The sequence below is a fragment of the Leisingera sp. ANG1 genome (assembly GCF_000203975.2).
Taxonomy (GTDB): domain Bacteria; phylum Pseudomonadota; class Alphaproteobacteria; order Rhodobacterales; family Rhodobacteraceae; genus Leisingera.
Window position 1 is genome coordinate 334406 of the sequence record NZ_AFCF02000008.1, and the last position, 25241, is coordinate 359646.

The window sequence follows — 25241 nt, forward strand, 5'->3', positions numbered from 1 at the left end:
ATTTCCGGTATGACATCGAACACCTCTGACGCGCCCTTTCATGACCGCATGCTGTCGCTGGGCCTCGCCCGCGTTGCCGAGCAGGCTGCGCTGGCCTCTGCCTCGCTGATCGGCCGCGGCGACGAGAAGGCCGCCGACCAGGCCGCCGTCAACGCCATGCGCGAGCAGCTGAACCTGCTCGATATCGCCGGCGTGGTGGTGATCGGCGAAGGCGAGCGTGACGAGGCGCCGATGCTGTATATCGGCGAGGAAGTCGGCACCGGCAACGGCCCCGGCGTTGACATCGCGCTGGACCCGCTGGAAGGCACCACCCTGACCGCCAAGGACATGCCGAATGCGCTGACCGTGATTGCCATGGGCCCGCGCGGCTCCATGCTGCACGCGCCGGACACCTACATGGACAAGCTGGCGGTTGGTCCGGGCTACCCCGAAAACGTGGTCTCGCTCGACATGTCCCCGCGCGAGCGTGTCGAAGCGCTGGCCAAGGCCAAGGGCTGCGCGCCCTCCGACATCACCGTCTGCATCCTGGAGCGCCCGCGCCACGAGGCGATGATTGCCGAAGTGCGTGAAACCGGCGCCGCCATCCGCCTGATCACCGACGGCGACGTGGCCGGCGTCATGCATTGCGCCGACAGCGATGTGACCGGCATCGACATGTATATGGGCCAGGGCGGCGCGCCTGAGGGCGTGCTGGCAGCCGCGGCGCTGAAATGCATGGGCGGCCAGATCTTCGGCCGTCTGCTGTTCCGCAACGATGACGAGAAGTCCCGCGCCGCCAAGGCCGGCATCACCGATCTGGACCGCATCTATTCCCGTGACGAGATGGTCACCCAGGACGTGATCTTTGCCGCCACCGGCGTCACCGGCGGCTCGTTGCTGCCGTCGATCAAGCGCACCCCGGGCTGGGTCGAGACCACCACCCTGCTGATGCGTTCGAAAACCGGTTCCGTACGCCGCATGTCCTACCGCACACCGCTGGAACCGCACCAGCAGTAAACTGGCCCCTGGCCTCGAAGCGGCTTGCGCCGCTGCCTCCGGCGGGGATATTCAGAGCAGAAGAAGGGCCGGGTCCGTTTTGGGTCCGGCCTTTGCATATGAGGGCAGACGCATGAGCTTTTTGGGTGTTGAGCAGTCCCTGACCGGCCGCCGCTGGGTTGGTCCCGGGGTCGAAGTGGACCGCGCGTCCGAGATGATGGCGCAGCAGACCGGCCTGCCCCGCTCTGTCTGCCAGGTGCTGGCCCGGCGCGGCGTGCCCGCGATGGAGGCCAAGGGGTTTCTTGAACCGAAGCTGAAGGAACTGCTGCCCGACCCGCGCGAGATGAAGGACACGGAAGCCGCCGCTGCCCGGTTCCTGGAAGCGGTGCGGCGCAAGCAGCGGATTGCGGTCTTTGCCGACTATGACGTCGATGGCGGCAGCTCTGCCGCACTGCTTCTGGTCTGGCTGCGGCAAATGGGCTTGCAGGCAACACTCTATATCCCCGACCGCATCGACGAGGGCTATGGCCCCAACGTGCCGGCGATGCAGGAATTGTCCGCTGCCCATGACCTGATCATCTGCGTCGACTGCGGCACGCTGAGCCACGAGCCGATTGCCGCCGCCAAAGGCGCCGATGTGATCGTGCTGGACCACCACCTGGGCGGCGAGACGCTGCCGGACTGCGTGGCGGTGGTGAACCCGAACCGGCAGGACGAAAGCGGCGACCTGGGCTATTTCTGTGCCGCGGGCGTGGTGTTCCTGATGCTGGTCGAAGCCGGCCGCCAACTGCGCGAATCCGGCGCCAAGGGTCCGGACCTGATGGCGCTACTGGATTTGGTGGCACTTGCCACCGTGGCCGATGTGGCGCCGCTGATCGGCGCCAACCGGGCGCTGGTGCGCCAGGGGCTCAAGGTGATGGGCGCCCGCAACCGCCCGGGGCTGGTGGCGCTCTCTGATGTCTCCCGCATGGATTCGGCTCCCTCCACCTATCACCTCGGCTTTCTGCTGGGACCGCGGGTCAATGCCGGCGGCCGCATCGGCAAGGCCGATCTTGGCGCACGCCTGTTGTCGACGGACAACCCGCATGAGGCGGCTGCGCTGGCGGAACGGCTGGATGAGCTGAACACAGAGCGCCGCGACATCGAAAACGCGGTGCGCGCTGCCGCGCTGGAGCAGGCAGAGGAACGCGGCCTGGACGCCCCGCTGGTCTGGGCTGCGGGCGAGGGCTGGCACCCGGGCGTGGTTGGCATTGTCGCCTCCCGCCTCAAGGAAGCCGCGAACCGTCCCGCCGTTGTGATCGGCTTTGACGGCGAAGAGGGCAAAGGCTCCGGCCGCTCGGTCTCCGGCGTCGACCTCGGTGCCTCGATCCAGCGGCTGGCCGCCGAGGGCCTGCTGGTCAAGGGCGGCGGCCACAAGATGGCCGCGGGCCTCACCGTGATGCGCGACAAGCTGGAACCGGCCATGGCGCGGCTCTCCGAACTCCTTGCAAAACAGGGCGCAGGAGAGGGCGGCCCCGCAGATCTGAAACTGGACGGCGCCCTGATGCCGGGGGCTGCCAAGGTGGATCTGATCGAGCAGATCGAACAGGCTGGCCCCTTTGGCGCCGGTGCCCCTGCCCCGCGTTATGCACTGCCGGACCTGCAGGTGCGGTTCGCCAAGAAGGTAGGCGAAAGCCACCTGAAACTCTCCCTCAGCGACGGCATGGGCGGCGGTGTCGACGCAATCTGCTTTGGCGCCTTCGATACCGCACTGGGACCGCGGCTGCTGGAGCATGGCGGCGCGCGCTTCCATTTTGCCGGCCGGCTGGAAATCAACACCTGGGGCGGCCGCCAAAGTGCGCAGCTACGCCTGGAAGACGCCGCCGAAGCCTGACTTTTCAAAGACTTGCCCCCTGTGGATAAGAAATTTCACAAAGGCGTATTTTTTCTCTTGCGGGTTCCGGCGCTTACAACTAAATACCCGCTCACGCACAGAGTGGCCCGTTCGTCTATCGGTTAGGACGCCAGGTTTTCAACCTGGAAAGAGGGGTTCGATTCCCCTACGGGCTGCCACTTTTCTCAGCATCGCAGATATCGGAAACACGCTGCACTGGCGATGGTTTTTCGTTCAATATCAGCTGATTAATGGTCACCGGCCCATCGCAGAAAAACTTTGGATTTCTGCAAAAATCCCTCTTGCGCCCGCACGGCGCAATCAGTAAACAGCGCCTCACAGACAGCGTGGCCCGTTCGTCTATCGGTTAGGACGCCAGGTTTTCAACCTGGAAAGAGGGGTTCGATTCCCCTACGGGCTGCCACTTCTCCTGAAAAACGAACTCCAAGCGGACTTGCGCAAGATACCGCGCAGCAGCACGTGCTTGCCTGCAGGCGCCAGCCGGCTCGCGGAAGAAATTTCCCCGGAAGTGAATGCCTGCCGGTGCGGCAGGCATTTGTCAGGTGGCCGGGCCTTGCGCCGCTGCCGGATGGGAAGACGCAGCCCCCCCATCACAGGCTCCGCCCGCCTTCTCCATCCCTTCCCGGTAGAAGCAATGCTGGGCCCGTCCGGCGCGTTTGGCCGCATAAAGCGCCAAGTCCGCCTGGTTCAGCAGTTCCTGGGCATCCGGCACTTTCTGCCAGGTCGACAGAGTGGTGCCGGCGCTGGCAGAAATCCGGCAGGTCTGGCCGCCGAAGGGAATCGGTTCTTCCAGCCGCTGGATCAGGCGTTTTGCAATCGCTGCCAGCCTGCCCGTGTCCAGAACCCCCTCAAGGATCATCACGAATTCATCGCCGCCGACACGGGCAACCGTGTCCGACTGGCGGGTGCATTCCACCATCAGCCGGGCCGCCTGCTGCAGCACCGCATCACCTGCCGCATGGCCCAGCGTGTCATTGACCTGCTTGAAGAAATCCAGATCCAGGTGCATCAGCGCAAATTCCCGGCCGCTGCTGATCAGCCGCGCCAGCACATGATCCATCGCCCGGCGGTTCTTCAGGCCCGTCAGCGTATCGGTAAAGGCCTGTTCTTCCGCGGCGATCTTGGCCCCCTGCAGACGCAGGTTCAGCTGACGGGAGGCTTCCATCGCGGCAGATTTCGCTTCCACAAGGTACAGCATTTCGATCGTCAGATCGGTCGGGGAAAAGTCGGCGCTGGTCAGATCGTAGTCACGCACTGCCTCCAGCACGGAAATGCCGAATGACAGATTTACAAACGCCCCCTGCCCGTCGGGCAGCGGCGTGCTCACACCTTTGAGTCCGGTCTGCGGCGTGTCACGGAACTGCAGGTGAAGCTTGCTGCCGGCAGAGGCCACCAGATCCTCCACCGAACGCACCGAGCGCGGCCGTGAAAGATCAAAGATGCGGAAAAACCGGCGCCCCTCCCATTTCAGATTGGGGCGCAGCTTCTTCAGCGTCGGACCCGCCGAAACGATCCGGCCCTTGTTGTCGACAATCACAAACATGGGGCAGACGACATCTGCCATTCCGGTCAGCTGCTGGAGTGTCATCATAATGAATGCGCCCCCAGGTCAAATTCACGGCCGGCAGCAAATTTGGTTTCCACCAGGGTGATTGAAATCACTTCCGAACCGCCAAGTGTCCCGCTGTGGTCCAGAAACACCAGATCGCCGTAATCGTCCGCCATGGCCCGCAGAACCCCCATCAGAACATGTGCATAGCCGGGCAGCCCTGGCTGGCAGACAAGTTCGAACTGGTCGGGTGCCTGTTCCAGCAATTCAAGCCCGGGAAGGTGCAGATCCGATACCGCAAGCCGCGCGCGGTCCGGCAGATCATCCAGGGAATGCAGAAATTCAACATAGTTCACACCGCCAAAGCGCAGCAGCCGGCGCAACGCCTCTACCTGCGGATTGGACACCAGAAAAGTGCCCATGTCCTCCAGCATTTCCGGCAGCGGGCGGGCCAGGACTCTCTCCATCGCGGCCAGCATCTGGCCCGATTGCTCTTCGGTATAATACAGCATTGCCTCGAACTCGGTAAAACCGAGTCCGGCCTCTTCCATGACCTCTTCCCAGCGGTCAGCCCCGTAGGTACTCGTCACAAAAGCCTGAATCGCCCTGTTGATCAGACCGTGCATGCAGTGGCCCCTCTTTGCCCATGGCACAGTCTTGACGCCAGCTGGTTAATAAAGGCCCAACAAAGCACGCGCGCCGGGTAAATAGCGCGCATTATTCCCGCTTTTTCTTCCCCTAGCACGAAACCTGCACCCTCAGCGTCAGCCAACACAATTGCATACCGCCCGGTCATTATATGCCAACCGGCCCGCTGGCCAATCACTTCTGGCACGGACCGGCCAGGTTCGCATCAACGCGCTTGCAGCTGTAAGGAGGGTTCTGGTTGCCCAGCTGCATGGGCCGCCCCGCAGAGACCCACCCGCAGCATACGCCGCTGCGCCGGTCCGGCGGTTTCCCTTTGGCGGCCTGCGGGCACGAACAGCAGAGGCTCCGCTCCGCTGTTCATGTTTTTCCGTTAATCAGAAATCGGTAGGCGCCCCGCCCTCAGCTTTCCGGCGGGCTACGAAATCTGCCAACTCATCGCGAATGCCCGCATCCATCGGCGGTTCTTCGAAACTGCCGATGATCTTCTTGAACATCTTGTGCGCACGCTCCGCGGTCCAGGTGGCGCCAGCCTGCTCCCAGGCCTCATAGTTGCGCCAGTCGCTCAGGAACGGCTGATAGAACGCCGTGGCATAGCGGTCCTGGGTATGCTGGATGCCAAAGAAATGGCCGTCATTGCCGACCTCCTTGATCGCATCCAGCGCGATCTCCTCCGGTCCGGTGGCCGAGATCTGCGGCTGCATGTAGCGTTCGATCTGCTGCAGGATCTCGCAGTCCATGATGAACTTCTCGGGGCTAGCGATCAGCCCGCCCTCCAGCCAGCCGGCCGCGTGATAAACCATGTTGGTGCCCGACTGCACCGCCGCCCACAGCGAGTTCGAGGTCTCCCAGACCGCCTGCCCGTCCGGCACGTTGGCCGCGCAAACCCCGGAGGAGCGCATCGGCAGCCCGTAGAACCGTGCCATCTGCCCGGTCATCTGTGTCGAACGCATGTATTCCGGCGTGCCAAAGGCCGGCGCTCCCGACTTCATATCCACGTTCGAGGTAAAGGTACCGATCACGCAGGGCGTACCGGGGCGTACATACTGGAACAGCGCAATTGCACAGAGGCTCTCGGCAATCGACTGTGCCACCGCGCCCGCCATGGTCACCGGCGCCATTGCACCGGCCAGTGTGAAGGGCGACACCACAATCGCCTGCCCGCGCCGCGCCAGCCGCAGGCAGCCGTCGATCATCGGGAAGTCATGCTTCAAGGGCGAGGTGGAGTTGATGTTGGTATACATATGCGGCTTGGCCTCGAACTCCTCATGGCTGAGGCCGCCGGCAATCCGTACCATCTCCATCACATCCTCGACCCGCTCCTTGCCCAGGGAGTAGGCGTGCATCGCCTTGTCGGTGAGCGTCAGCTTGTCATAGAGCACGTCCAGATGGCGGACCGAGGCATGGATGTCCACCGGCTCCACCGGGTAACCGCCGGCAAAGTGGATGCAGTTGAAATACTGCGTCAGCTTCAACAGGTTCCGGCATTGCTCCCGGTTGCCCGCCACCTTCTTGTTCAGCTCCATGTCCCAATAATTCGGCGGCGAGGACACGTTGCCGAACAGGATGTGGTTGCCGCCGAGCGGAATGGTGCGGTCCGGGTTGCGCGGGGTGATCGAGAATTCGCGCGGCGCCTTACCCACCATTTCCATCACGAAATCGCGGTCCATTTTGACCAGTTCGCCCTCGACCTTGACCCCGGCCTGCTTGAAGATCTCCAGCGCTTCGGGGTTCAGGAACACCACGCCGATCTCTTCCAGGATCCGCATGGCGCCTTCGTGGATCGCCTGAATGCCCTCCTCGCTCAAGGGTTCGGTCGGGCGGTCGATGTTTCTGGGCGGATTCCAGGGCATCTGCTCCAGGACTTCACTGCCGCGCCGGGCCGCTGCGCCAGCCCTGCCCCCGCCTCTCCGCTTGCGTGCGCCTGTCTCTGCCATTCCGGCCTCCCCTGAATCCGATTTTGCAACGTGCTGCTAGCCGCCAACTGTGCCAGTCCCAGCCGCCTGAACCTGTCCGTTCCCGACCCCGGCTGTCGTTTTCCCTCTATTATCCGCCGTGGCAGGCCATTTCTGTACACATGTGCCCAGTCTGACACAAAGAAAAGCCGGCGCACAAGGCCAGTGCACCGGCAACCTCTCATGCAGCTGGGTGTCCGCGGGAATCAGCCGCGGAAAACGGGAGGCTCAGCGATCCAGCCAGCCGGGGATATGGCCAATGTCCGGCAGCACGATATCCGCATGCGGCAGCAGCTCCTCGCGGAGCGCCATGCCGGTCAGAACTGCAATCCGCTGCATCCCGGCCGCGGCGCCTGCCTCCATGTCGTGACGGCTGTCGCCAACCATGGCAGTCCGGTCCGGAGACACCCCCGCCGCCTTGCAGAACGCCAGCAGCGGATCCGGGTCGGGTTTGGCGCCATGGCCGCTGTCGCAACCCGCAACAAAGGCAAACCGGTCCAGCACCCCGGCCCGCTGCAGCTGGCTCTTGGCAGAGACCTCGGCGTCATTGGTCATCACCCCCAGCACCTTGCCGCGCGCCAGCAGCCCGTCAAGAAACGCCGCCAGCGGCACCGCAGGCGCCAGCTCTGCCTTTGCCGCGCTCTGCGCCAGGAAAACCGCAAGCTCCTCAACCTCCATATCCGGCACGAATGGCGCCAGCACTTCCGCCACTTCGTCATTTGACCCGGCAATCACCAGGCTGTCCGGATTGAACGCCTCGCGCTCCAGATCATAGCTGATGACCGCGGCCATCGCCTGCTTTACCGCAAGGTCGCCTCTGGAGAGGGTCTCCAGCACCCCGGCCGCCCAGCCATCCCAGGTGGCGGCAAAGTCAAACAGGGTTCCGTCCTTGTCGAACAGGAAAGCATCAACCGTCATGTGGCAGGTCCTTTTATTCAGGGTCCAGCCGGACCCTAGGGACGCCCCGCGCCATTCTCAAGTCCAGTTCACCTGTTCCCCGCCCGGAAGCGACATCCGCGCCTGCATCGGCAGCTCATAGGCCAGCCCCTCGGAATCGCAGAACTGCATCACCCAGGCATCATCCATCGTTAAGAAATCGAGCACCGAGCCCAGAAACGCCGGTTCCGCCGCCTGCGCCCGCAAATCCGCCTCACTGGCGCCAGTCGCACCCAGAAACACCGGTAAAAGCTCATCATTTCCAGCCAGCCAGGCCAAAGCCTTCAGCGCCAGGGTCTCTGCTCCGTCAGCGGAAATCCGCATGTTCTCCACACTCCTGCCGTTTTGCGGCCAATTTAGTAAAAATCCGAAAGGGTTTCTTAACCAGTCTCAGCAAAATTGGAAGTCATAGGATTTGCAAGGGGCGAAAGGATACCGCGTGCAAGGCACTATCCTGGTCATCGACGGCGTCTCCACCAACCGCATCATGCTGAAGGTGCAGCTGGCGGCAGCCTACTACGATGCCGTCCAGGCCGGCAGCGTGGCGGAGGTGCTGCAGACCGCGCGGCAATGCCGCCCCGATCTGGTGCTGACCGCCATGTCGCTGCCCGATGGCACCGCCGCCGATGTCAAACAGGCTCTGGCAGCGGATGAGGCGCTGGCCGACCTGCCTGTGATCGCGGTTTCCGACTGGGAGGGCCATCAGGCCCGGCTGCAGGCGCTGGCCGCAGGCATTGATGACGTTCTGCAGCAGCCAGTGGACGACGTGATCCTGCAGGCCCGTATCCGCAGCCTGCTGCGCGCCCGCAGCGCCAATGAGGAATTGAACCTTCAGCGCGACGCCTCGCACGGGTTCATCCTGCCGCTCTGCGACCGCACCTGCGCCGAGGACCTGCGCAATGCAACCGTCGCCCTGGTGGCCGACGATCCGCGCACCGCAAAGGCCTGGCACGACCGCCTGGCCGGGCGCCTGCCCTACGCCCTGCGCACCCATGCGATCAGCGACATCCAGGGGCTGATGCAGGCGCCGGCGGCGGATGCCATCATCATTGAGCTGAACGAGGCCTCGGCCGGTCCCGGCCTGCGCCTGCTGGCCGATCTGCGCGCCCGCGCCGCCACCCGCAAATCTGTGGTGATCGCGGTGCCCAACCCGGCGGATCCCATGATTGCCGCAGAGGCGCTGGACCGCGGTGCCCATGACGTTCTGCAGACCGGTTTCGATGTGGAAGAACTGGAGCTGCGCCTCACCGCCCAGCTGCAGCACAAGATCCGCAAGGACCGGCTGCGCGACAGCGTCCGCAACGGCCTGCGCGCCGCGGTTCTGGATCCGATGACCGGTCTCTATAACCGCCGCTACGCCAAGCCTTTCCTGGACCGTGTGGCGCATTCCGCCTCTGAAACCGGCGAAAAATTCGCCGTCATGCTGGCCGATCTCGATCATTTCAAGCGCATCAACGATGTTTACGGCCACCCGGCCGGGGACGCCGTGCTGGTTGAGGCCGCCCGCCGTATGCAGGCCGTGCTCCGGCCCTCGGACCTCCTGGCCCGCGTTGGCGGCGAGGAGTTCATGGCTGTCCTGCCCGGCGCCACCGAGGCAGAAGCAGGCCTGGCGGCCATTGCCCTGTGCAACGCGATCAACAGCACCCCGTTCCAGGTGCCTGGCGCTGCCGAACCGGTCAAGGTCACCATCAGCATCGGTGCGGTCATGGGCGGCGCCGGCCATGTCAGCAGCACCGCTGCGCTGGTCGAAAAGGCTGACCAGGCCCTCTATGATGCCAAGAACGCCGGCCGCAATCAGGTGACCCTGACGCCGGAATGCACTGAGGCCGCCTGACCGGCGGCAACCAGTTCCCTGCCGACCGCCGCGCTCAGTGCTGCCATCGTGTCCAGATCAGCGCCCTGAAACGGCTCCCGCGCTTCAACGGCAGTGAAATTCAAGGTCCCCCAGGCCGAACCGCCGAAACGGATCGGCGCTCCGATGTAAGTTTCCAAGCGGAACATATTGTAGCAGGGGTGCCCCGCAATCTCTGACTCGCTTGCCTTGTGAAACGCCAGTGGCCCGTCAGACTGCAAAGTGTGGATGCAATAGGTGTCATCCAGCTCGAAAGCGGTGCCGGGATCAACTTCCGCCTCCTCAGAGACGCAGTAAACGATAACGTACTTGCTGCCTTGGACATTGCTTACCAGCGCCGACGAGGTACTGAAAAGTTCGTTCCCGTATGCCAGCAATTGCCTGATTTTTTCACGCGGCTCCAAATCCTGGCGGTCCGTGATCGACTGCACCGCCGCCGCGGTCCCTGCAAGATCCTTCATTCTGACTGCTCCTCTTGCCAATCAGCCGCCTAGCGCCGGTCTTCTAAGGCAAATCTCCCGAGAGGGAGCCGTTACGCCAGCGGCCGTCCCGAAGTGAAACACAGCCCGGAATTTCACGCAACTTTTATGGAAGCCCTCACTGCTGCCAGCATTGGCCAAGGCACCAGCCGTCCGTTGCAACCCATTTCTCCTGGGAAATGCATGAACCGGCCAGCGGCGGAAACCCGCCGCCGCCACAGGTGCTACAGGCAAGCCCTGCCTGCCTATTCCCCCTCGCGCCAGCCGTGCCGCTTGCCCTTGCCGCGGCGCTGCATCCGCTCTTCCATGCGGTCCGCGAAATCCATCCGCTCCTGCGGCGCCATCTCTTCCAGTTTGCGCACCCAGGCCTCTTGCACCTTGGTGTGAAACGCATGGCGCGTCTCAGCCTGCGCCCGCAACAGGGCCAGCAAGGCCGCGCCGTCAAAGGCCTCGCTGCGCAGTGCTGCAATCACCGCCGCCCCCTCCGCTTGGCGGCGCTGCAAAAAGCTGCCGTGGCCTCCGCCGGCTTCCTGCCGCAGCGCCTTGCGCGTGTCGTGGTCCAGCTCGCGGAAAATCATTGCCCCCACCGACGGCGGCCGCTGCCAGTGCCTGTCCTTGCCGCTGAACCGCCAGGCCGCTCCGGCCGCGATGCCGATCACCGCCAGGTTCAGCGCCAGCGATCCCGCCAGCAGCAGTTTCAGCCACAGCTTCATCTTGGGCTTTCCCTCCGCAGTCATTGCAGATCCTCGCTCAGCATCAGCGCCATGTCATAACTCCCGTCCGCAAACGCAGTGCTGTTGTCCTCATACCCCGCCAAGGCCGCCGGGTCCGGCACAAAGGAGGGCGGCGCAACACCGATCCACAGCCCCGCCGCGCTGGCCGCTGCCAGCCCGCCCAAAGTCGGCCAGCCGCCCAGCGCCTCCGTCAATTGCCGCCACAGCGGCTGCCGCGGCGGCTCCGCAGGCTGGAAACCCGGCTGCACCCGCGCCGCATCCGCCAGGATGGCTGTGCTCAGATGATCCGGCAGTGCCGGCGGCGCACTGCGTGCAGCAGCAAACAGGTCCTCCAGCTCCTGCAATGATTTATCCGTGTCAGCCATCGCTATACCCCAACTCTTCGCGCCGCCCGGCCAAGGCCGCGGCCAGCGCCCGTTTGCCCCGGGCCGTCAGACTTTCGACCGCCTCGGTGCTGATGTCCATGATCCCGGCAATCTCCGGGTTCGAAAGCTCTTCCAGGTGGCGCAGCACCACCGCCTGCCGCTGCCGCTCCGGCAATTGCATCAGCGCCGCCTGCAGCGCATCGTGACGTGCGCCCTCCTGCAGCTGTTCCGCGGCTGAGCGGCCCGGATCCGGCGGCTCCGGCACCGCATCCAGATCCACATACCCGCCGCGGGCGCGCCGCTTGCGGTCGATGCACAGGTTCATCGCCACCCGGTAGAGCCAAGTCGACACCTGCGCCTCCCCCGGCCGCCAGTCCGGCGCCATCTTCCACAGGCGCAGCATCGCCTCCTGGGTCACGTCCTCGGCCTCGGCGCGGATCCCCATCACCCGCATCGCCACGCCAAAGACCCGCGGTCCCAGCCGCGCAGTCAGCTCTGCCGCTGCCCGGCTGTCGCCATTGGCATAAAGCACCAGAAGCGCATCGTCGGAGACCTCCCCCGCCGTGACGCTCATGGCTGCCGGACCCGCATCAGGGGCCCGGCGCCGTGGTATGTCCGCCTGTTGCAGCACGCGTCAGCGATCAGTTCTGCTCCGCTTCATCCCCCTGGCCATGCCAGCGCTTGCCGCCGTGCCGGGCCCGGGCCTCCTCAAACTCTTCCTTGGAGATGCCGCCGCTGCCATCGGCATCCATCCGGTCGAACATTCTTCCTGCCCGGCGCGGCTGCGGCATCTCGTCCTTACTCAACGCGCCATCGCCGTCTTTGTCAAAGCGTTCCAGCATCTGCGCGGCCCGTTCACCAGCCCGCTCCTGCGCCCGCGCCTGCATTTCCTCCAGCGACAGCTTGCCGTCGCCATTGGCGTCTGCCTTGGCGAAATGCGCATCCTTCATCGCCTGGATCTCCGCCTTGGTCACTTCGCCGCTGCCATCGGTGTCGATCTCCTCAAAGGACATCTTCGGCCCATGATGCCCGAACCCCTTGGCCAATGCCGCGCTGCCTGCCGTCATGCCTGCTGCGGCCACGATCAGGGCGATGAACTTGACGTGTTTCATATCGTCTTTCCTTTGTTCAGCGGCAGCCTCTTGCTGCCCGATGCACAGGAAAAACGCGCGAGGTTCGCGCTTCCGTCGCAGATTTCCGGAAAAACTTTCAGCCGCCCTCCTGTTGCGGCAAACCGGCGCAGAAATTGGCGTTTCCCCTTTCGCCCCCACCTGAAGCGCGCAAAGATACCTGCAGCACACAGGATAAAACCATGACCCAGTCCCCCGCTGTCCCGGCCTCGGAAGACGAACGCCCCACCATGCCCGCCCTGGCCAAGGGCTGGCGCTGCCGCTGCCCGGAGTGCGGCAAGGGCAAGCTGCTGCATTCCTATCTCAAGGTGAACGAGACCTGCAGCAACTGCGGCCTCGACCTGACCCATGCCCGTGCCGATGACGGGCCGGCCTACCTCACCATCCTGATCGTCGGCCACATCATGGCGCCCATGATGCATGTGGTCTATTTCTCCTGGCGGCCGGAGCCATTGGTGATGTTCGCGGTATTCTCGATTGGCTGCCTCGCCTCTTCCCTCTATCTTCTGCCGCGGATGAAGGGGATCGTCATCGCCTACCAATGGGCGCGGCGGATGCATGGCTTTGGCAAGGACACCCCGGCAGCACCGGCAGAACAAGGGCAGTAACACCATGAGCGAGACATATCTCAGCGGCGAGACCACTACCGACAAGACCGCAATCCGCAACGCGGCAACGGTGATCGCCATGCGCGGCCGGTTGTCCGATGACCCGCAGGTGCTGATGGGCCAGCGCGGTGCCAAGGCTGCTTTCATGCCGAACAAATTTGTCTTCCCCGGCGGCGCGGTGGATATGGCGGACGCGGATGTCCCGCTGGCCTCGCCGATCTCCCTGGTCTGCCAAGACCGTTTGGCAGACAAGGCACCCGCGGACGTGCACCACGCCCTCGCCGTCGCCGCAGTGCGGGAGCTGTGGGAGGAAACCGGTCTGATCCTGGGTGAGAAAGGCGACTGGCAGGGCGACATCCCCGAAGACTGGCAGGAGTTTGCGGCTACCGGCCATATCCCCTCTGCCAAGGATATGCAGTTTGTGTTCCGCGCCCTGACCCCGCCGGGCCGCCCGCGCCGCTTTGACGCGCGTTTCTTCCTGGTCGATGCGGACCAGATCACCGGCGACTTGGACGATTTCTCCCGCGCGGCGGATGAGCTGTCGCACCTGCAATGGATCCCGCTCAGCCAGGTGCGGGAGTTTGACCTGCCGTTCATCACTGAGGTGGTGCTGGCCGAAGTTACTGCCCGCGTCCGCGACGCGGAGCCGCCGCAAAGCGTGCCCTATTTCCACAACAACGACGAGGCCAGCCTCTTCCTGCGCCTCAAGGGCTACCCGATGCCCGCAGACGGGTAACGTTTCCCAGGCTGGAAACGTCCCGGAAAACACGTGTTTTCCGAGCCGGAATTATCGCATAATTCCGGCTGCCTTGCGCCTCAAAGGGCCAGAACCAGCACCAGGATAGACACCACCAAAAGCCCCATGCCCGCCAGTTCGCGGCCTGTGACATTTTCCTTGAAGAACAGCACAGAGGCCAGCAGCGACAAGAGCAGCTCCACCTGCCCCACTGCCTTCACATAGGCGGCGTTTTGCAGCGTAAAGGCCCAGAACCAGCAGAACGATCCACCCATGCTGGTCAGCCCGACCCAGACCGCCACTTTGCGCGCCTGCCAAACCCGGGCGATCTCACCCTTTTCGCGCAGTCCCAGCCAGACAAGCATGAACAGCGTCTGCAGGCTGACCACTGCGGCCAGCGTCACGCCCGCGCGGAACATCGGCTCCAGTTCACCCAGCTGCAGCGACGCCCCGCGGTAGCTGACCGCGGAAAATGCAAACAGCACACCCGACCCCAGCCCCAGCTGCGAGGCGCGGTTGGTTAGGTGCCGCCACCAGGGGCCAGCCGTGTCCGGCGTCTTGGACAGCACCAGCACCGCCGTCAGGCCGATCAGGATCGCCGCCCAGCCGCCAAGGCTGACAGGATCGCCCAGCACTGCCAGCCCGACGATGGCGGTCTGGATCACTTCGGTCTTCTTGAAGGTGATGCCAACTGCGAAATTGCGCTGCTTGAACAAGGCCACCACGCAGACGGTGGCCAGGATCTGTGCGGTGCCGCCGATTGCGGCAAACATCCAGAATTTCGCGCCCAGTTCCGGCAGGCTCCGCCCCGACACCATCAGATAGGCGGCCAGCCCGGCCAGGATGAACGGTGCTGAATAGACAAACCGGGCGAAGGTGGCTCCGCCCGGCGACAGCGTCACGCTGCTCAGGACCTTCTGCAGCATGAAGCGCACGGTCTGAAAGCTGGCGGCGGCTATGGAAACGGGGATCCAGGCAAACATGCCCCGCTTATGCGCCGTTATTCCCCCTGCTGCCAGAGCGGATGCGGCACCGGGTCCTTGGCCCGCAGCAGGTAGTTGCGGAAAATCTGCAGGTAGTTGCGGTAAATGTACCCGTCATTGGCCGCCAGGAACTCCGCCCGGCGCGCCTGGTAGAGCCGCGGCAGCGCATGCCAGGGCACGCCCGGGTGCATGTGGTGCACGATGTGCAGGTTGTTGTTCAGGAACAGCAGGGCCAGCGGCCCCTTGTCCTCGATCACCACGGTGCGGCCGCGGGCAGTCTCATGCGCACGGTGCTCCAGGAAGGTGCGGATCTTCAGCAGCGCCAGCCCCAGATAGGCACCGGCCACCGCCGCCCACAGCGGCGCAGGCGACTGCACCACGACCCAGACCACCACTGCCAGACCGAGGCCATGCAGCGCCCAGTCGCGGGCAATCCCCGGCTGCCCCTTGCGCATCAGCCGCCAGTCGCCCGCCATGAAACAGAGTTGCCCGATCAGCGGCCCCAGCACCACCCGGCCCAGCAGCGTGTTGTTCACCCGCAACAGCGCCTTGCGCCAGCCCGGCAGCCGGGCCCAGACGCCCGGATCCTGGAAATTGCTCTCCGGATCATCATAGGGATCCGTCAGCGCTTCATCCTCATGATGCGCCAGATGGGTGTCGCGGAACCGGCCGTAAGGAATTGCCAGGCTCAGCGGAAAGAACATCAGCGCCTCGTTCAGCCAGCGGCTGCGGAACGGATGCCCGTGCAGCGCCTCATGGGTCAGCGAGGAATGCAGCGCTGCCATCACCCCCAGCGCCAGTACCGTCAGCCCCAGGCTCACCTGCGGCAGCAGCCACAGCGCCGCCAGCCAGCCGCCATGGCAGGCAAGGATCAGCGCCAGGGTGCCCCATTCCACGCCCCGCGGCATGTATTCGCTGCACCGCTCAGACATGGCTGCGCCCCCAGCTGATCTTGGCCCAGGCGCGCTCATAGAAAAGATAGACCGTGAACCCGATGCCGGTGTTGACCAGCGCCATCATCCCGCCCGCCTTGACCGAGCCGGTGGCAACCAGCCCCACCAGCGTCATCGTCGCCAGCCCGAGGACGTTCCAGATCACTGCTTTGACAATGGAGCGCCTGCGCGTTTCCATCTTGCCTCCTGAAATTCTTGCTAAGGTCTTGTTTCCAAACTACCGCAGCCGCAGACTGTGCAGAATTCCGAATGCAGTTAACAAAATCCACCACTCGTGATATTTCAAAACACATGATAGAAAATATCGACAAACGGGTGCGGGCTGAGCAGTTCCGGCAAAGATTGAACAAGGCCCTGCGCGACAGCGGCCTCAGCCAAAGCGCCCTGGCCCGCGCTGTCGGGGTGGACCGCTCCACCATCTCGCAGCTGCTGACGGATGAGGGCGCGCGGCTGCCGAACGCCCATGTGGTCGGCGCCTGCGCCGGCGCGCTTGGGGTCTCCGCCGACTGGCTGCTCAGCCTCTCGGACCGCCCTGAAAGCGCCGCCGAGCTGCTGGCCTCCAGCCTCACCCTCTCCGAGGCCCCGCGCGCGCTGGTCGATGAAAAGATCTTCGACTGGCACCAGGAGGCCGAAGGCTACAAGATCCGCCACGTCCCCGCCGCGCTCCCCGACATGCTGAAAACCCGGGCGCTGCTGGAATGGGAATACGCCCCGCACCTGGGCCGCACCGCAGGCCAGGCCATCGGCGCCTCCGAGGACCGCCTCACCTGGATGCGCCAGTCGCCGTCAGATTATGAAATCGCCCTGCCGCTTTATGAGCTCGACAGCTTTGCCCACGCCGTCGGCTACTACGAGGGCCTGCCACTGGAGATCCGGCTGGAGCAGCTGGACCAGTTCGAACGCCTCTGCGAGCAGCTCTACCCCCGCCTGCGCATCTACCTGTTTGATGCCAAGCGGCTTTACTCTTCACCGATCACGATCTTCGGGCCGCTCCTGTGCGTTTTTTACGCCGGCACCCATTATCTCGCCTTCCGCGACAAGGAGAGGATCGCCACCTTCACCAGCCATTTCGACAACCTGGTGCGCGAGGCCGATATCACCGCACGGCAATTGCCCGGACGGCTGCGCGCGCTCAGGGCGGCGATTTCCTGAAAATAGCAGCAGGGCCGCCGGAATTCGGCGCGAATTCCGGCTCGGAAAACACGTGTTTTCCGGGACGTTTCCCGCGCCGGGAAACGTGACCCGCCCGTTCAGCCCTGCTTACACCTTCGGATCCGGGTTCTCCGTGTGGCCGTCGACGGCAATCACCTGCCCCGAAACCAGCCGCGCCGCGTCCGAGCCGAGGAACACCGCCATATTGGCAATGTCGCTGGCATCGACAAACCGCCCCATCGACGTGCCGGACGCATAGCCCGCATAGACCTCATCCCGGGTCATGCCTTTGGCCGCGGCCTCGCGTTCCAGCACGCCTTCCATCCGCGGGCCTTCCACCGCGCCGGGGCAGATCACATTGGCGCGGATGCCAAACGGCCCAAGCTCCATCGCCAGCGTCTTCATCAGGCCGATGACCGCCCATTTGGCGGAACAATAAGGCGCCCGGTTCGGATAGCCGTACTGCCCGGCAGTCGAGGAAGTCACGATGATCGATCCCGCCTTGGCGGCCTTCATCAAAGGTGCTGCGTATTTGGCGGCCAGAAAGCAGCCCTCCAGGTTGACGCTCACGCATTTGCGCCAGTCCTCCAGCGCAATGTCCTCGATCAGCGCGGTCGGCCCGGCGATGCCTGCATTGGCACAGAGCACATCGAGCCCGCCCCAAACGCCAGCGATCTCCGCAAACAGCTCCCTGACACCCGCCTCATCGGTGGCATCCACAGCCGTTGTCCGCCAGCCCTCCGGAACGTCTGCCAGCGCAACAGCGCTGACATCCGTGACCCAGACCTGAAACCCGGCGCCGGCAAAGCTCTCAGCCATGGCCCGGCCAATTCCAGACCCGCCGGCGGTGATCAGAACCCGGCGCATCCCTTCAGCGCTCACCGCGGCGCCCCGATGGCACGACCCAGCCCCTCAGGCGCCGGCAGCGCCGCATGGGCCTCTGCCAGCTTCACCAGATTGGCCTCGATATGCGGCGCAGGCGGGGCGGAGCGGCGGGTCGCAAGGTCCACATGCAGCAGCATATGCTCCCCTGTCGCCAGCAGCCGCTCGCCCGAATACATTTCATGCCACAGGTGCATCTTCTTGCCCGCGCCCATGATCACCCGGGTCCGCACCTGGATCGGATCGCCCGCGCGCACTTCGTCGATATGGCGGATATGAGTTTCAGCGGTGAAGTAGCTGCCGCCGTTGGCGATATACTCCGCATCGCAGCCGATGATCATCATCAGCCGGTCGGTGGATTGCGCGAACGCGTCCAGATAGCGGCTCTCGGTCATATGGCCGTTGTAATCGGTCCAATCCAGCGGCACCACGCGGCTCTGGGTCAGCACCGGCTGGCTCAGATCGTCCAGACCGTCCATCGCGCGCACCAGCCCGGCCTCACCCTCGCGGTTCAGGTCATGGGCGTTCTGCAGCGCACCGGCGCCCCAGTTGTTGTTGCCCAGCGCCCGCATCATGCCCACCAGGTTGTCGTCCCGGTGCCGCTCCAGCTCGCGGATCGAATACTGGCCGGACTGCTCATCCGACTGGCCTGCAATCAAGTCGACCAGCTGATCTGTGAATTCCGGCACATCCATAAGCTTGGTCCAGGGCCAGCTGAGACAGGGGCCGAACTGCGCCATGAAGTGCTTCATGCCCGCCTCGCCGCCGGCCACCCGGTAGGTCTCGAACAGGCCCATCTGCGCCCAGCGGATGCCAAAGCCATAGCGGATCGCGTTGTCGATCTCTTCGGTGGTGGCGATGCCGTCCTTGACCAGCCACAGCGCCTCGCGCCAGACCGCCTCCAGGAAACGGTCTGCCACATGGGCGTCGATCTCTTTCTTGAGGTGCAGGGGATACATGCCGATGGCAGTGATGATCTCCTTGGCCCGGTCGATAACGCCCGCCGGGTTCGCCTCTGTCGTGACCAGCTCTGCCAAGGGCAGCAAGTAGACCGGGTTGAACGGATGCGCGACCACGATCTGGCCGGGGTTCTCGCGCCCGTCCTGCAGCTGCGAGGGCTTGAAGCCGGAGGTGGACGAGCCGATCACCGCATCCGGCGCGCAATGCGCCTGCAGCTCAGCATAGACCTTCTGTTTCAGGTCCAGCCGCTCCGGCACGCTCTCCTGCACCCACTCGGCACCCTCAACGGCCTCCGCGATGGTTTCATGGAAGGTCAGGCTGCCCTCCGCAGGCAGCGCCACATTGCCCAGACCGGGCAAGCTCCGGCGGGCATTCCCCAGCACTTCGCCGATCTTGCGCTCCGCTTCCGGGTCCGGGTCAAACACCCGCACGTTCCAGCCGTTCAAAAGGAACCGCGCGGCCCAGCCGCCGCCGATAACCCCGCCGCCGATGATTGCTGCTGTCTTTGTCATCTGAGTACCCTAGTATCCTTCAACCGTGATGACGTTCCCTTGGTCATCCAGTTCTTGCCAAATTCCAAACAGCTGATTCCGCGCCGAACACGTTTTGGTCTCAGCCATGCATTGCCCGCGGCAGTCCGAAGCCTTTGTGCAGGATCTTCCCGCATCGGCAAACGACAGGATGCATTCGTAGGAAACATGCGGATGCTGCAACAGGTAGCTCCCGCCTTGCTCCTCGCACATCTTTTCCTCGCGCACATCCCGCACCGGCCCCGCAGGCTCCGCCTCAGGCAAACAGGCCTGAAGCACCAAACAGAAGGAGAGACTAATCGGGAGGAGACGCATCGCCGTATTGGTGCCTAACCGGTGCACAGGGGGTGTACGGGGGGTGCACGCGTGGCACCCCCTCGAAAATCCGCTTACTTCGCCACCGGCGCGCGCTTGGTCAGCCCCAGCTTCTCGCGCACCTCCTGCGGCCCGATCACCCGCGCGCCCATGTTCGACACAATGGTATTCGCCCGCTCAACCAGCTGCCAGTTTTCCGCCAGCACCCCCTTGTCGAGCCACAGGTTGTCCTCCAGCCCGACCCGCACATTGCCGCCCGCCAGCACCGAGGCCGAGGCATAGGCCATCTGGTTGCGGCCCAGCGCAAAGGCCGAGAATGTCCAATCGGAGGGCACGTTGTTGACCATCGCCATGAAAGTATTCAGATCATCCGGCGCGCCCCACGGAACACCCATGCACAGTTGCACCAGCGCGTTCGGCTCCAGAATCCCCTCTTTTACCAGCTGCTTGGCAAACCACAGGTGGCCTGTGTCAAAGGCCTCGATCTCCGGCTTCACCCCTAGGTCTGTCATCATCTGGCCCATCGCCCGCAGCATGCCGGGGGTGTTGGTCATGACGTAATCAGCCTCGGCAAAGTTCATGGTGCCGCAGTCCAGCGTGCAGATCTCCGGCAGGCATTCCGCCACATGGGCCACGCGCTCCGTTGCCCCGACCATGTCGGTGCCGGCGTCTTTCAGCGGCAGCGGGTTTTCGGTATCGCCAAACACCATGTCACCGCCCATGCCCGCGGTCAGGTTCAGCACCACATCCACTTCGGCATCGCGGATCCGGTCCGTCACTTCGCGGTAGAGATCCAGCCGGCGCGACGGCACCCCGGTCTCCGGATCGCGCACATGGCAGTGCACAACGGCGGCGCCAGCCTTGGCCGCGGCGATGGCGCTGTCGGCAATTTGCTTGGGCGAGCGCGGCACATGCGGGCTGCGGTCCTGGGTGCCGCCGGAGCCGGTCACGGCACAGGTGATGAAGACTTCGCGGTTCATTTCCAGAGGCATTTCGCTTTTCCCTTCGATGTACAGGGTTTTGCCACGGGTTATCCCCAGGCTCCTCCCCAGATTCCGATTTGCGCTGACAGCGACTCTGCCGCAGCCTTTTACGGCACAGTTTACACCAGGCGAATCGAAGTTGATGAAATCCGCAAAAAACATCCTGCAGCCCGAGAACCGGCCGCTCAAAACAGCGGTGCTGGTTCTGGATGAATGCAACACGCTGTCCTTTGCCGCTGCAGTGGACCCGATGCGCGCCGCCAACCGGCTGGCCGGGCGGGCCGCCTTTGACTGGGATTACGTCAGCGCCACCGCAGAGCCGCCGATGCTGACCAGCGGCCTCACCGTGCCCAGCTTCCCGCTGGCCCGGCTGCAGGGCTGCGAGCTGCTGATCATTGTTGCGGGCTTCCAGCTGGCGCGCCATGCCACCCCCAGCCTGCTGGCCGGCCTGCGCCGCATCGCCGCCACCGGCGCCACTATCGCGGGCATCGACGGCGGCCCTTGGATGATGGCCGAAGCCGGGCTGCTGGACGGCCACCCCGCCACAACCCACTGGGAAGACATGGAAAATTTCTCCGCCCGGTTCCCGGAGGTGGACGCCCGCAACGACCGCTTCACCGTCTCGGATGCCCGCCTGACCTCCGGCGGCGCCACCCCTGCGATCGAGATGATGCTGCACATCATCAGCGCCCGCCATGGCGCAGGCTTTGCCTCCCGCGTCGCCGGGCTGTTCCTGTTCGACGGCCCCGCTGCCCTGCCGCGGCCGCAAAGCCGCCTGGGCAACCGCGGCCACAGTGCGCTCACCGCCAAGGCCAACGCGCTGATGGAGGCTTCGCTGGATGAGCCGCTGCCGCTGGCCCAGATCGCCGAGACCCTGGGCACCAGCCCGCGCAGCCTGCAGCAGCAGTTCCGGCTCAAGCTCAACACCACGCCGCAGGACCACTACCTGCAGCTGCGCCTGGCCGAGGCCCGCCGCCTGGTGACCGACACCGCGATGCCGCTGATGGAGGTGGCGATGGCCACCGGCTTCACCTCGCAGTCGAGCTTTGCCCGCGCCTTCCGCACTGCGCATGGCACCTCTGCCCGCGACCTGCGTCAGGAACAGGCCCGCCCGACGGCGCACTAACACCACGCGGGTCAAGGGCCGCGCAGCGGCGGTGCGCAGCACCGTACACCCTTGACGCGCAATCCTTGAACACACTTGCAAACGCGCTTCAGGGGCAGACCTGCCCCTGAACGCCTCTCAGCAAAACCTTCCGCGCTGCGCCAGCAGCGCCCGGCCCAACCGGCCCAGGGCATGCCCATGCCCGCAGGCCGGGCGGGAGCATCTCCGCCCCTTGGATCAATACGGCATCGGATGCATGCGGTGCGCCGCGTTGATCTCCTCCAGCACGTCCTGGCTCAATTCCAGCTCCACCGATTGCAGCAGATGCTCCAGCTGCGCCAGACGGGTGGCACCAAAGATCGCCGAGGCCATGAAGGGCCGCGTCCGGCACCAGGCCAGCGCCATATGCACCGGATCCAGCCCGTGGCGACCCGCAATCTCCAGATAGGCCGCCACCGCATCATAGACCCGCGGGCTGTGGCGTCCGCCCAGTTCCGGGTTGATCGATTTGCGCGAGCCTTCCGGTACCGCCCCGTCCTGGTATTTCCCGGTCAGCAATCCGGTGCCCAGCGGCGAAAATGCCATCAGGCCCACGTCCTCATTCACGCTTAGCTCTGCCAGGTCGGTGTCATACATCCGGCAGACCAGCGAATACTCGTTCTGGATCGAGGCCACCCGCGGCCAGCCTTTCTCCTCCGCCAGCCGCAGCCACTGTGCGGTGCCCCAGGCGCTCTCATTGGACAGGCCAAAGGCCCGGATGGTGCCGCGGTCCACCTCACGCTGCAGCGCTTCCAGGCAGTCCTCCATATTGGCCAGAGTCTCCCCGCGGTTCTGGCCGGAGGGGTCATAGCTCCAGTTCTGCCGGAACATGTAGCTGCCCCGGTTCGGCCAGTGAAACTGGTAGAGGTCGATATAATCGGTCTTCAGCCGCTTCAGCGAGGCTTCCACGGTGGGCGCGATGGTCTTGGAGGAAATCGGCGCCCCGCCGCGCACATGTTTCATCCCCTCGCCAGAGTGCTTGGTCGCCAGGATGTATTCGCCGCGCCGTCCGGTCTTTTCGTTCCAGTTGCCGATGATGCGCTCGCTGTTGCCCAATGTCTCTGCGCTGACCGGGTTCACCGGATACATCTCGGCGGTGTCGACAAAGTTCACACCGTTTGCCAGCGCCATATCAATCTGCGCGTGCGCCTCGTCTTCCGGCGTCTGGGTGCCGAATGTCATCGTGCCCAGGCACAGTTCGGACACCTTCATGCCGGTGCGGCCCAACGGGTTCATTTTCATCTTGCGCGCTCCCCTGCTGCGGATCTGCCCGCGACCCTAACCGGCAGGACGGCAAGTGCAAGCGGCTTGCACCCGCGGCGCAAACCCGCCAGCCTGCGGGCAAACCGAGGAAGGGAGATGAGATGCCGCAACAGATCACCAAGGGCGTCAAGGCGCTGCTGGCGGAGGCCAACAGCCTTGTCGAGACCATGAGTGTCGAAGACGCCAAGCAGAAGGTGCTGGACGAGGATTACGTTTTCATCGACCTGCGCGACATTCGCGAACTGCAGCGCAGCGGCATGATCCCCGGCGCGTTCTCCTGCCCGCGCGGCATGCTGGAATTCTGGATCGATCCGGACAGCCCCTACCACAAGCCGGTGTTCAACCAGGACAAAACTTATGTGTTCTACTGCGCCAGCGCCTGGCGCTCTGCCCTGAGCGCCAGGGCGGCGATGGAGATGGGGCTGAAACCGGTGGTGCATCTGGAAGGCGGCTTCACCGAATGGGCCAAGCAGGGCGGCCCGGTGGTCCCGCGCGAGGGCTGAGGCGCGCCGCGCAGCCAGGCTCAAGGCGCGGCACCCGGCGGCACTGGCCGTTTGGACGATTGAGAACAAAAGTGGAACACGTTAATCTGGCGGCATGCCGACTCACCTGCTTTCCCGCCGCAGCCACAAACCCCGCCCGGCGCTGACCCTGACAGAGGGGATCGCGCTGGACCTGGCCCGCGTGCATGAGGCCTGCGGCCCCGCCCGCCACAGTTTTGCGCTGTGGCTGGCAGCAGCGGCCCAGGGGCCTGTGCTGTGGCTGTCCCAGCCCCAGGCCGGCAGGCCGCTGAACCCGGCCCAGGCCGCGAGGCCGCTGAACCCGGACGGGATCGCGGAGTATGCCAGCCCTTCCCGGTTCCTGTTCGTGCAAACCGCCCGGGCAGAGGATCTGCTCTGGGCAATGGAAGACGCCCTGCGCGGCGGCGCCGCGCCGCTGGTGGTGGCAGAGCTGGCAGAGCCGCCCGCCATGACCCCGGTGCGGCGGCTGCATCTGGCGGCAGAGGCCGGCGGCCGCTTCGGCCCGGCCCCGCTGGGCCTGCTGCTGACCCCGGGCCAGGGCGGCGCCCAGGGCATCGAAAGCCGCTGGCACCTGGCCCCGGCCCACGGCCTGCCGGCCCATGCGCCCTGCCCCGCCAGCGGCCCGGCGGGCAGCCGCATGTGCTGGGCATTGCAGCGCCTGCGCGCCCGCACCCTGCCGCCGCGCAGCTGGCAGATCACCCGGGCCCGCGCAGGCGGCCCGCTGCAGGCCGCCCCGCTGCCGCCCGGCGCGGCCAGCCTGCAATCCACCCGCTCCGCACACTCCGGAGCACTCCCGCAACCGCAGTCACCGCTGGCTGTGCCAGCGCTGCCCTAGCGGCATTGGGCCCGGCACCGGGCGTTGCCCGGTGCCGGGCCCAACAGGCAAAGGCTTTGCCAAAAGCCGCTGCCTGGCGGGAGAGCCTCCCCGTTCCGCGCCTCACAACGGCACGCGCGAAAGTGAGCAGCCCGCCCCGGCAGATCCGGCTACACTCTGCCTGCAGCTCAAGGCCTGCAAAGGAAACCCGGCTTGGACACATACGGAATGAAGCGGCGCAAACTGCTTGCCTGCCTCAGCGCTGCGATGCTGGCACCGCAGGGGCTGGGTGCAGCGCCCCTGGCATACCAGCTGGTGCCAGAGGCCACCGATGTGCGGTTCACTTTCCTGCTCAGCGGCCAGCCGCAGCACGGGCGCATTCCGGTTGCCGCCGCCCGCATCCTGATTGATCCGGCAGACCTGGCCCGCAGCCAGGCCGATATCACCCTGGACGCCCGCCGCGCCAGCACCGGGCTGATCTTTGCCACCGAGGCGCTGAAAGGCCCCGGTATCCTCGACACCGCACGCCACCCGCATATCCGCTTCCGCTCCACCCGCGTCCGGCTGGGGCCAGAGGGGCGGCTGTCGGGCGGCTCCGTGATCAAGGGCGATCTCACCCTGCGCGGAACCACCCGCCCAATCACCCTGCAGGCAGCGCTTTACCGCCGGCCCGGCAGCGCCCCGGATGATCTGCGGGAGCTGGACGTGCGGCTGTCGGGCCAGCTCAGCCGCGCGGCTTTCGGCGCCACCGGCTATGCGGATCTGGTTGCCGACCGCGTCCGCCTCGCCATCAAGGCGCGCATCCGCCGCGCGGGCTGAAACCGCCGTCCGGTGCGGAAAAGCACCGCCGCGCAAAAATACGACATGGCTTTGGCGGAAACCG

27 protein-coding genes and 2 tRNA genes are annotated in these 25241 nt (G+C 65.0%); 12 read left to right on the top strand and 17 right to left on the bottom strand.

Features of this window, described 5'->3' with window-relative positions; all coding sequences use genetic code 11:
• Nucleotides 1–9 precede the first annotated feature (9 nt).
• The 4 genes from glpX (at nucleotide 10) to GC1_RS14290 (ending at nucleotide 3272) form a co-directional block, all read left to right on the top strand.
• A complete protein-coding gene (gene glpX, locus GC1_RS14275; RefSeq protein ID WP_019294758.1) occupies nucleotides 10–996 on the top strand; it encodes a class II fructose-bisphosphatase in 987 nt (328 codons plus the stop codon).
• A 112-nt stretch (nucleotides 997–1108) separates the two neighbouring features.
• A complete protein-coding gene (gene recJ / locus GC1_RS14280; protein WP_019294759.1) occupies nucleotides 1109–2848 on the top strand; it encodes a single-stranded-DNA-specific exonuclease RecJ in 1740 nt (579 codons plus the stop codon).
• A 104-nt stretch (nucleotides 2849–2952) separates the two neighbouring features.
• Nucleotides 2953–3027: transfer RNA gene (locus GC1_RS14285), tRNA-Glu, on the top strand.
• A 170-nt stretch (nucleotides 3028–3197) separates the two neighbouring features.
• A tRNA-Glu gene (locus GC1_RS14290) sits at nucleotides 3198–3272 on the top strand.
• A gap of 135 nt (nucleotides 3273–3407) precedes the next feature.
• Here the strand turns inward: GC1_RS14290 and GC1_RS14295 are convergent.
• The 5 genes from GC1_RS14295 to GC1_RS14315 form a co-directional block, all read right to left on the bottom strand.
• Nucleotides 3408–4460 (bottom strand): GGDEF domain-containing protein, encoded by a 1053-nt coding sequence (locus GC1_RS14295; protein ID WP_019296568.1) that lies wholly within the window; start codon nucleotides 4458–4460, stop codon nucleotides 3408–3410.
• The gene (locus GC1_RS14300) at nucleotides 4457–5044 is read right to left on the bottom strand and encodes a heme NO-binding domain-containing protein (RefSeq protein WP_019296567.1); all 588 of its coding nucleotides are present in this window, start codon (nucleotides 5042–5044) and stop codon (nucleotides 4457–4459) included. Before GC1_RS14300 ends, GC1_RS14295 begins: the two co-directional genes overlap by 4 nt.
• A 396-nt stretch (nucleotides 5045–5440) precedes the next feature.
• Nucleotides 5441–7000 carry a trimethylamine methyltransferase family protein gene (locus GC1_RS14305; protein WP_019296566.1) on the bottom strand — a complete coding sequence of 520 codons (1560 nt, stop codon included), beginning with the start codon at nucleotides 6998–7000 and terminating at the stop codon, nucleotides 5441–5443.
• Nucleotides 7001–7246: 246 nt separating this feature from the next.
• The gene (locus GC1_RS14310) at nucleotides 7247–7936 is read right to left on the bottom strand and encodes an HAD family hydrolase (RefSeq protein WP_019296565.1); all 690 of its coding nucleotides are present in this window, start codon (nucleotides 7934–7936) and stop codon (nucleotides 7247–7249) included.
• 57 nt (nucleotides 7937–7993) lie between these two features.
• On the bottom strand, nucleotides 7994–8278 hold the full coding sequence (locus tag GC1_RS14315; protein ID WP_019296564.1) for a DUF3572 domain-containing protein: 285 nt from the start codon (nucleotides 8276–8278) through the stop codon (nucleotides 7994–7996).
• A gap of 115 nt (nucleotides 8279–8393) precedes the next feature.
• Between GC1_RS14315 and GC1_RS14320 the strand changes: the two genes are divergently transcribed.
• Nucleotides 8394–9788 carry a diguanylate cyclase gene (locus GC1_RS14320; RefSeq protein ID WP_029204846.1) on the top strand — a complete coding sequence of 465 codons (1395 nt, stop codon included), beginning with the start codon at nucleotides 8394–8396 and terminating at the stop codon, nucleotides 9786–9788.
• Here the strand turns inward: GC1_RS14320 and GC1_RS14325 are convergent.
• The 5 genes from GC1_RS14325 to GC1_RS14345 all read right to left on the bottom strand — a co-directional run bounded on the left by GC1_RS14325 (nucleotide 9749) and on the right by GC1_RS14345 (nucleotide 12496).
• Complete coding sequence (locus GC1_RS14325; RefSeq protein WP_019296562.1) at nucleotides 9749–10267, bottom strand: GAF domain-containing protein; 519 nt, start codon at nucleotides 10265–10267, stop codon at nucleotides 9749–9751. The two genes, GC1_RS14320 and GC1_RS14325, sit on opposite strands and share 40 nt — an antisense overlap.
• Nucleotides 10268–10530: 263 nt before the next feature.
• On the bottom strand, nucleotides 10531–11022 hold the full coding sequence (locus tag GC1_RS14330) for a periplasmic heavy metal sensor (RefSeq protein WP_019296561.1): 492 nt from the start codon (nucleotides 11020–11022) through the stop codon (nucleotides 10531–10533).
• On the bottom strand, nucleotides 11019–11384 hold the full coding sequence (locus GC1_RS14335) for a hypothetical protein (protein ID WP_019296560.1): 366 nt from the start codon (nucleotides 11382–11384) through the stop codon (nucleotides 11019–11021). The genes GC1_RS14330 and GC1_RS14335 overlap by 4 nt, the downstream gene beginning before the upstream one ends.
• Entirely contained in the window at nucleotides 11377–11958 is a 582-nt protein-coding gene (locus tag GC1_RS14340) for an RNA polymerase sigma factor (protein WP_019296559.1), read from the bottom strand. The genes GC1_RS14335 and GC1_RS14340 overlap by 8 nt, the downstream gene beginning before the upstream one ends.
• Before the next feature lie 67 nt (nucleotides 11959–12025).
• Nucleotides 12026–12496, bottom strand: a complete 471-nt coding sequence (locus GC1_RS14345) for an EF-hand domain-containing protein (protein ID WP_019296558.1) — start codon at nucleotides 12494–12496, stop codon at nucleotides 12026–12028.
• A gap of 200 nt (nucleotides 12497–12696) precedes the next feature.
• On the opposite strand from GC1_RS14345, the gene GC1_RS14350 reads away from it, so the two are divergent.
• Nucleotides 12697–13122 (top strand): DUF983 domain-containing protein, encoded by a 426-nt coding sequence (locus tag GC1_RS14350; protein WP_019296557.1) that lies wholly within the window; start codon nucleotides 12697–12699, stop codon nucleotides 13120–13122.
• 4 nt (nucleotides 13123–13126) lie between these two features.
• Complete coding sequence (locus tag GC1_RS14355) at nucleotides 13127–13858, top strand: NUDIX hydrolase (protein ID WP_019296556.1); 732 nt, start codon at nucleotides 13127–13129, stop codon at nucleotides 13856–13858.
• Between the two features lie 80 nt (nucleotides 13859–13938).
• Here the strand turns inward: GC1_RS14355 and GC1_RS14360 are convergent, their stop codons facing one another.
• Genes GC1_RS14360 through GC1_RS14370 form a run of 3 tightly spaced genes read right to left on the bottom strand, consistent with a single transcriptional unit; the run spans nucleotide 13939 to nucleotide 15972 of the window.
• Nucleotides 13939–14841, bottom strand: coding sequence for an EamA family transporter (locus tag GC1_RS14360; protein WP_019296555.1), 903 nt, complete (start codon nucleotides 14839–14841; stop codon nucleotides 13939–13941).
• Nucleotides 14842–14858: 17 nt separating this feature from the next.
• Nucleotides 14859–15773: a fatty acid desaturase gene (locus GC1_RS14365; RefSeq protein WP_019296554.1), complete on the bottom strand. Its 915-nt coding sequence runs from the start codon at nucleotides 15771–15773 to the stop codon at nucleotides 14859–14861.
• Complete coding sequence (locus tag GC1_RS14370) at nucleotides 15766–15972, bottom strand: DUF2061 domain-containing protein (protein WP_019296553.1); 207 nt, start codon at nucleotides 15970–15972, stop codon at nucleotides 15766–15768. The genes GC1_RS14365 and GC1_RS14370 overlap by 8 nt, the downstream gene beginning before the upstream one ends.
• A gap of 113 nt (nucleotides 15973–16085) precedes the next feature.
• On the opposite strand from GC1_RS14370, the gene GC1_RS14375 reads away from it, so the two are divergent.
• Nucleotides 16086–16946 (top strand): helix-turn-helix domain-containing protein, encoded by an 861-nt coding sequence (locus GC1_RS14375; protein WP_019296552.1) that lies wholly within the window; start codon nucleotides 16086–16088, stop codon nucleotides 16944–16946.
• Between the two features lie 108 nt (nucleotides 16947–17054).
• Here GC1_RS14375 and GC1_RS14380 read toward each other — a convergent pair whose 3' ends face one another.
• The 3 genes from GC1_RS14380 to GC1_RS14395 form a co-directional block, all read right to left on the bottom strand.
• Complete coding sequence (locus tag GC1_RS14380) at nucleotides 17055–17813, bottom strand: SDR family oxidoreductase (protein WP_029204682.1); 759 nt, start codon at nucleotides 17811–17813, stop codon at nucleotides 17055–17057.
• Nucleotides 17814–17824: 11 nt separating this feature from the next.
• Entirely contained in the window at nucleotides 17825–19300 is a 1476-nt protein-coding gene (locus GC1_RS14385; protein ID WP_019294929.1) for a carnitine 3-dehydrogenase, read from the bottom strand.
• Between the two features lie 407 nt (nucleotides 19301–19707).
• On the bottom strand, nucleotides 19708–20625 hold the full coding sequence (locus tag GC1_RS14395; protein ID WP_019294927.1) for a 3-keto-5-aminohexanoate cleavage protein: 918 nt from the start codon (nucleotides 20623–20625) through the stop codon (nucleotides 19708–19710).
• A gap of 133 nt (nucleotides 20626–20758) precedes the next feature.
• Between GC1_RS14395 and GC1_RS14400 the strand changes: the two genes are divergently transcribed.
• The gene (locus tag GC1_RS14400; protein WP_019294926.1) at nucleotides 20759–21742 is read left to right on the top strand and encodes a GlxA family transcriptional regulator; all 984 of its coding nucleotides are present in this window, start codon (nucleotides 20759–20761) and stop codon (nucleotides 21740–21742) included.
• A gap of 216 nt (nucleotides 21743–21958) precedes the next feature.
• On the opposite strand, the gene GC1_RS14405 is transcribed toward GC1_RS14400, so the two are convergent.
• Nucleotides 21959–23002, bottom strand: coding sequence for an aldo/keto reductase (locus tag GC1_RS14405; RefSeq protein WP_019294925.1), 1044 nt, complete (start codon nucleotides 23000–23002; stop codon nucleotides 21959–21961).
• 122 nt (nucleotides 23003–23124) lie between these two features.
• Here GC1_RS14405 and GC1_RS14410 point away from each other — a divergent pair, with 122 nt between their 5' ends.
• From GC1_RS14410 to GC1_RS14420, 3 genes are all read left to right on the top strand, one after another.
• Nucleotides 23125–23526: a rhodanese-like domain-containing protein gene (locus tag GC1_RS14410; protein WP_019294924.1), complete on the top strand. Its 402-nt coding sequence runs from the start codon at nucleotides 23125–23127 to the stop codon at nucleotides 23524–23526.
• Nucleotides 23527–23620: 94 nt separating this feature from the next.
• Nucleotides 23621–24379, top strand: coding sequence for an ImuA family protein (locus GC1_RS14415; RefSeq protein WP_237754603.1), 759 nt, complete (start codon nucleotides 23621–23623; stop codon nucleotides 24377–24379).
• Between the two features lie 192 nt (nucleotides 24380–24571).
• Nucleotides 24572–25177, top strand: a complete 606-nt coding sequence (locus tag GC1_RS14420) for a YceI family protein (RefSeq protein ID WP_237754604.1) — start codon at nucleotides 24572–24574, stop codon at nucleotides 25175–25177.
• Nucleotides 25178–25241: the final 64 nt, after the last annotated feature.

Coding starts and splice junctions, on each gene's coding strand:
- GC1_RS14380 (WP_029204682.1), bottom strand. CDS start 17,813: ATGCGCCGGGTTCTGATCACCGCCGGCGGGTCTGGAATTGGCCGGGCC.
- GC1_RS14385 (WP_019294929.1), bottom strand. CDS start 19,300: ATGACAAAGACAGCAGCAATCATCGGCGGCGGGGTTATCGGCGGCGGC.
- GC1_RS14360 (WP_019296555.1), bottom strand. CDS start 14,841: ATGTTTGCCTGGATCCCCGTTTCCATAGCCGCCGCCAGCTTTCAGACC.
- GC1_RS14335 (WP_019296560.1), bottom strand. CDS start 11,384: ATGGCTGACACGGATAAATCATTGCAGGAGCTGGAGGACCTGTTTGCT.
- recJ (WP_019294759.1), top strand. CDS start 1,109: ATGAGCTTTTTGGGTGTTGAGCAGTCCCTGACCGGCCGCCGCTGGGTT.
- GC1_RS14395 (WP_019294927.1), bottom strand. CDS start 20,625: ATGCCTCTGGAAATGAACCGCGAAGTCTTCATCACCTGTGCCGTGACC.
- GC1_RS14325 (WP_019296562.1), bottom strand. CDS start 10,267: ATGAAGGATCTTGCAGGGACCGCGGCGGCGGTGCAGTCGATCACGGAC.
- GC1_RS14410 (WP_019294924.1), top strand. CDS start 23,125: ATGCCGCAACAGATCACCAAGGGCGTCAAGGCGCTGCTGGCGGAGGCC.
- GC1_RS14375 (WP_019296552.1), top strand. CDS start 16,086: ATGATAGAAAATATCGACAAACGGGTGCGGGCTGAGCAGTTCCGGCAA.
- GC1_RS14315 (WP_019296564.1), bottom strand. CDS start 8,278: ATGCGGATTTCCGCTGACGGAGCAGAGACCCTGGCGCTGAAGGCTTTG.
- GC1_RS14355 (WP_019296556.1), top strand. CDS start 13,127: ATGAGCGAGACATATCTCAGCGGCGAGACCACTACCGACAAGACCGCA.
- glpX (WP_019294758.1), top strand. CDS start 10: ATGACATCGAACACCTCTGACGCGCCCTTTCATGACCGCATGCTGTCG.
- GC1_RS14400 (WP_019294926.1), top strand. CDS start 20,759: ATGAAATCCGCAAAAAACATCCTGCAGCCCGAGAACCGGCCGCTCAAA.
- GC1_RS14345 (WP_019296558.1), bottom strand. CDS start 12,496: ATGAAACACGTCAAGTTCATCGCCCTGATCGTGGCCGCAGCAGGCATG.
- GC1_RS14405 (WP_019294925.1), bottom strand. CDS start 23,002: ATGAAAATGAACCCGTTGGGCCGCACCGGCATGAAGGTGTCCGAACTG.
- GC1_RS14300 (WP_019296567.1), bottom strand. CDS start 5,044: ATGCACGGTCTGATCAACAGGGCGATTCAGGCTTTTGTGACGAGTACC.
- GC1_RS14330 (WP_019296561.1), bottom strand. CDS start 11,022: ATGACTGCGGAGGGAAAGCCCAAGATGAAGCTGTGGCTGAAACTGCTG.
- GC1_RS14340 (WP_019296559.1), bottom strand. CDS start 11,958: ATGAGCGTCACGGCGGGGGAGGTCTCCGACGATGCGCTTCTGGTGCTT.
- GC1_RS14350 (WP_019296557.1), top strand. CDS start 12,697: ATGACCCAGTCCCCCGCTGTCCCGGCCTCGGAAGACGAACGCCCCACC.
- GC1_RS14365 (WP_019296554.1), bottom strand. CDS start 15,773: ATGTCTGAGCGGTGCAGCGAATACATGCCGCGGGGCGTGGAATGGGGC.
- GC1_RS14415 (WP_237754603.1), top strand. CDS start 23,621: ATGCCGACTCACCTGCTTTCCCGCCGCAGCCACAAACCCCGCCCGGCG.
- GC1_RS14310 (WP_019296565.1), bottom strand. CDS start 7,936: ATGACGGTTGATGCTTTCCTGTTCGACAAGGACGGAACCCTGTTTGAC.
- GC1_RS14295 (WP_019296568.1), bottom strand. CDS start 4,460: ATGATGACACTCCAGCAGCTGACCGGAATGGCAGATGTCGTCTGCCCC.
- GC1_RS14370 (WP_019296553.1), bottom strand. CDS start 15,972: ATGGAAACGCGCAGGCGCTCCATTGTCAAAGCAGTGATCTGGAACGTC.
- GC1_RS14305 (WP_019296566.1), bottom strand. CDS start 7,000: ATGGCAGAGACAGGCGCACGCAAGCGGAGAGGCGGGGGCAGGGCTGGC.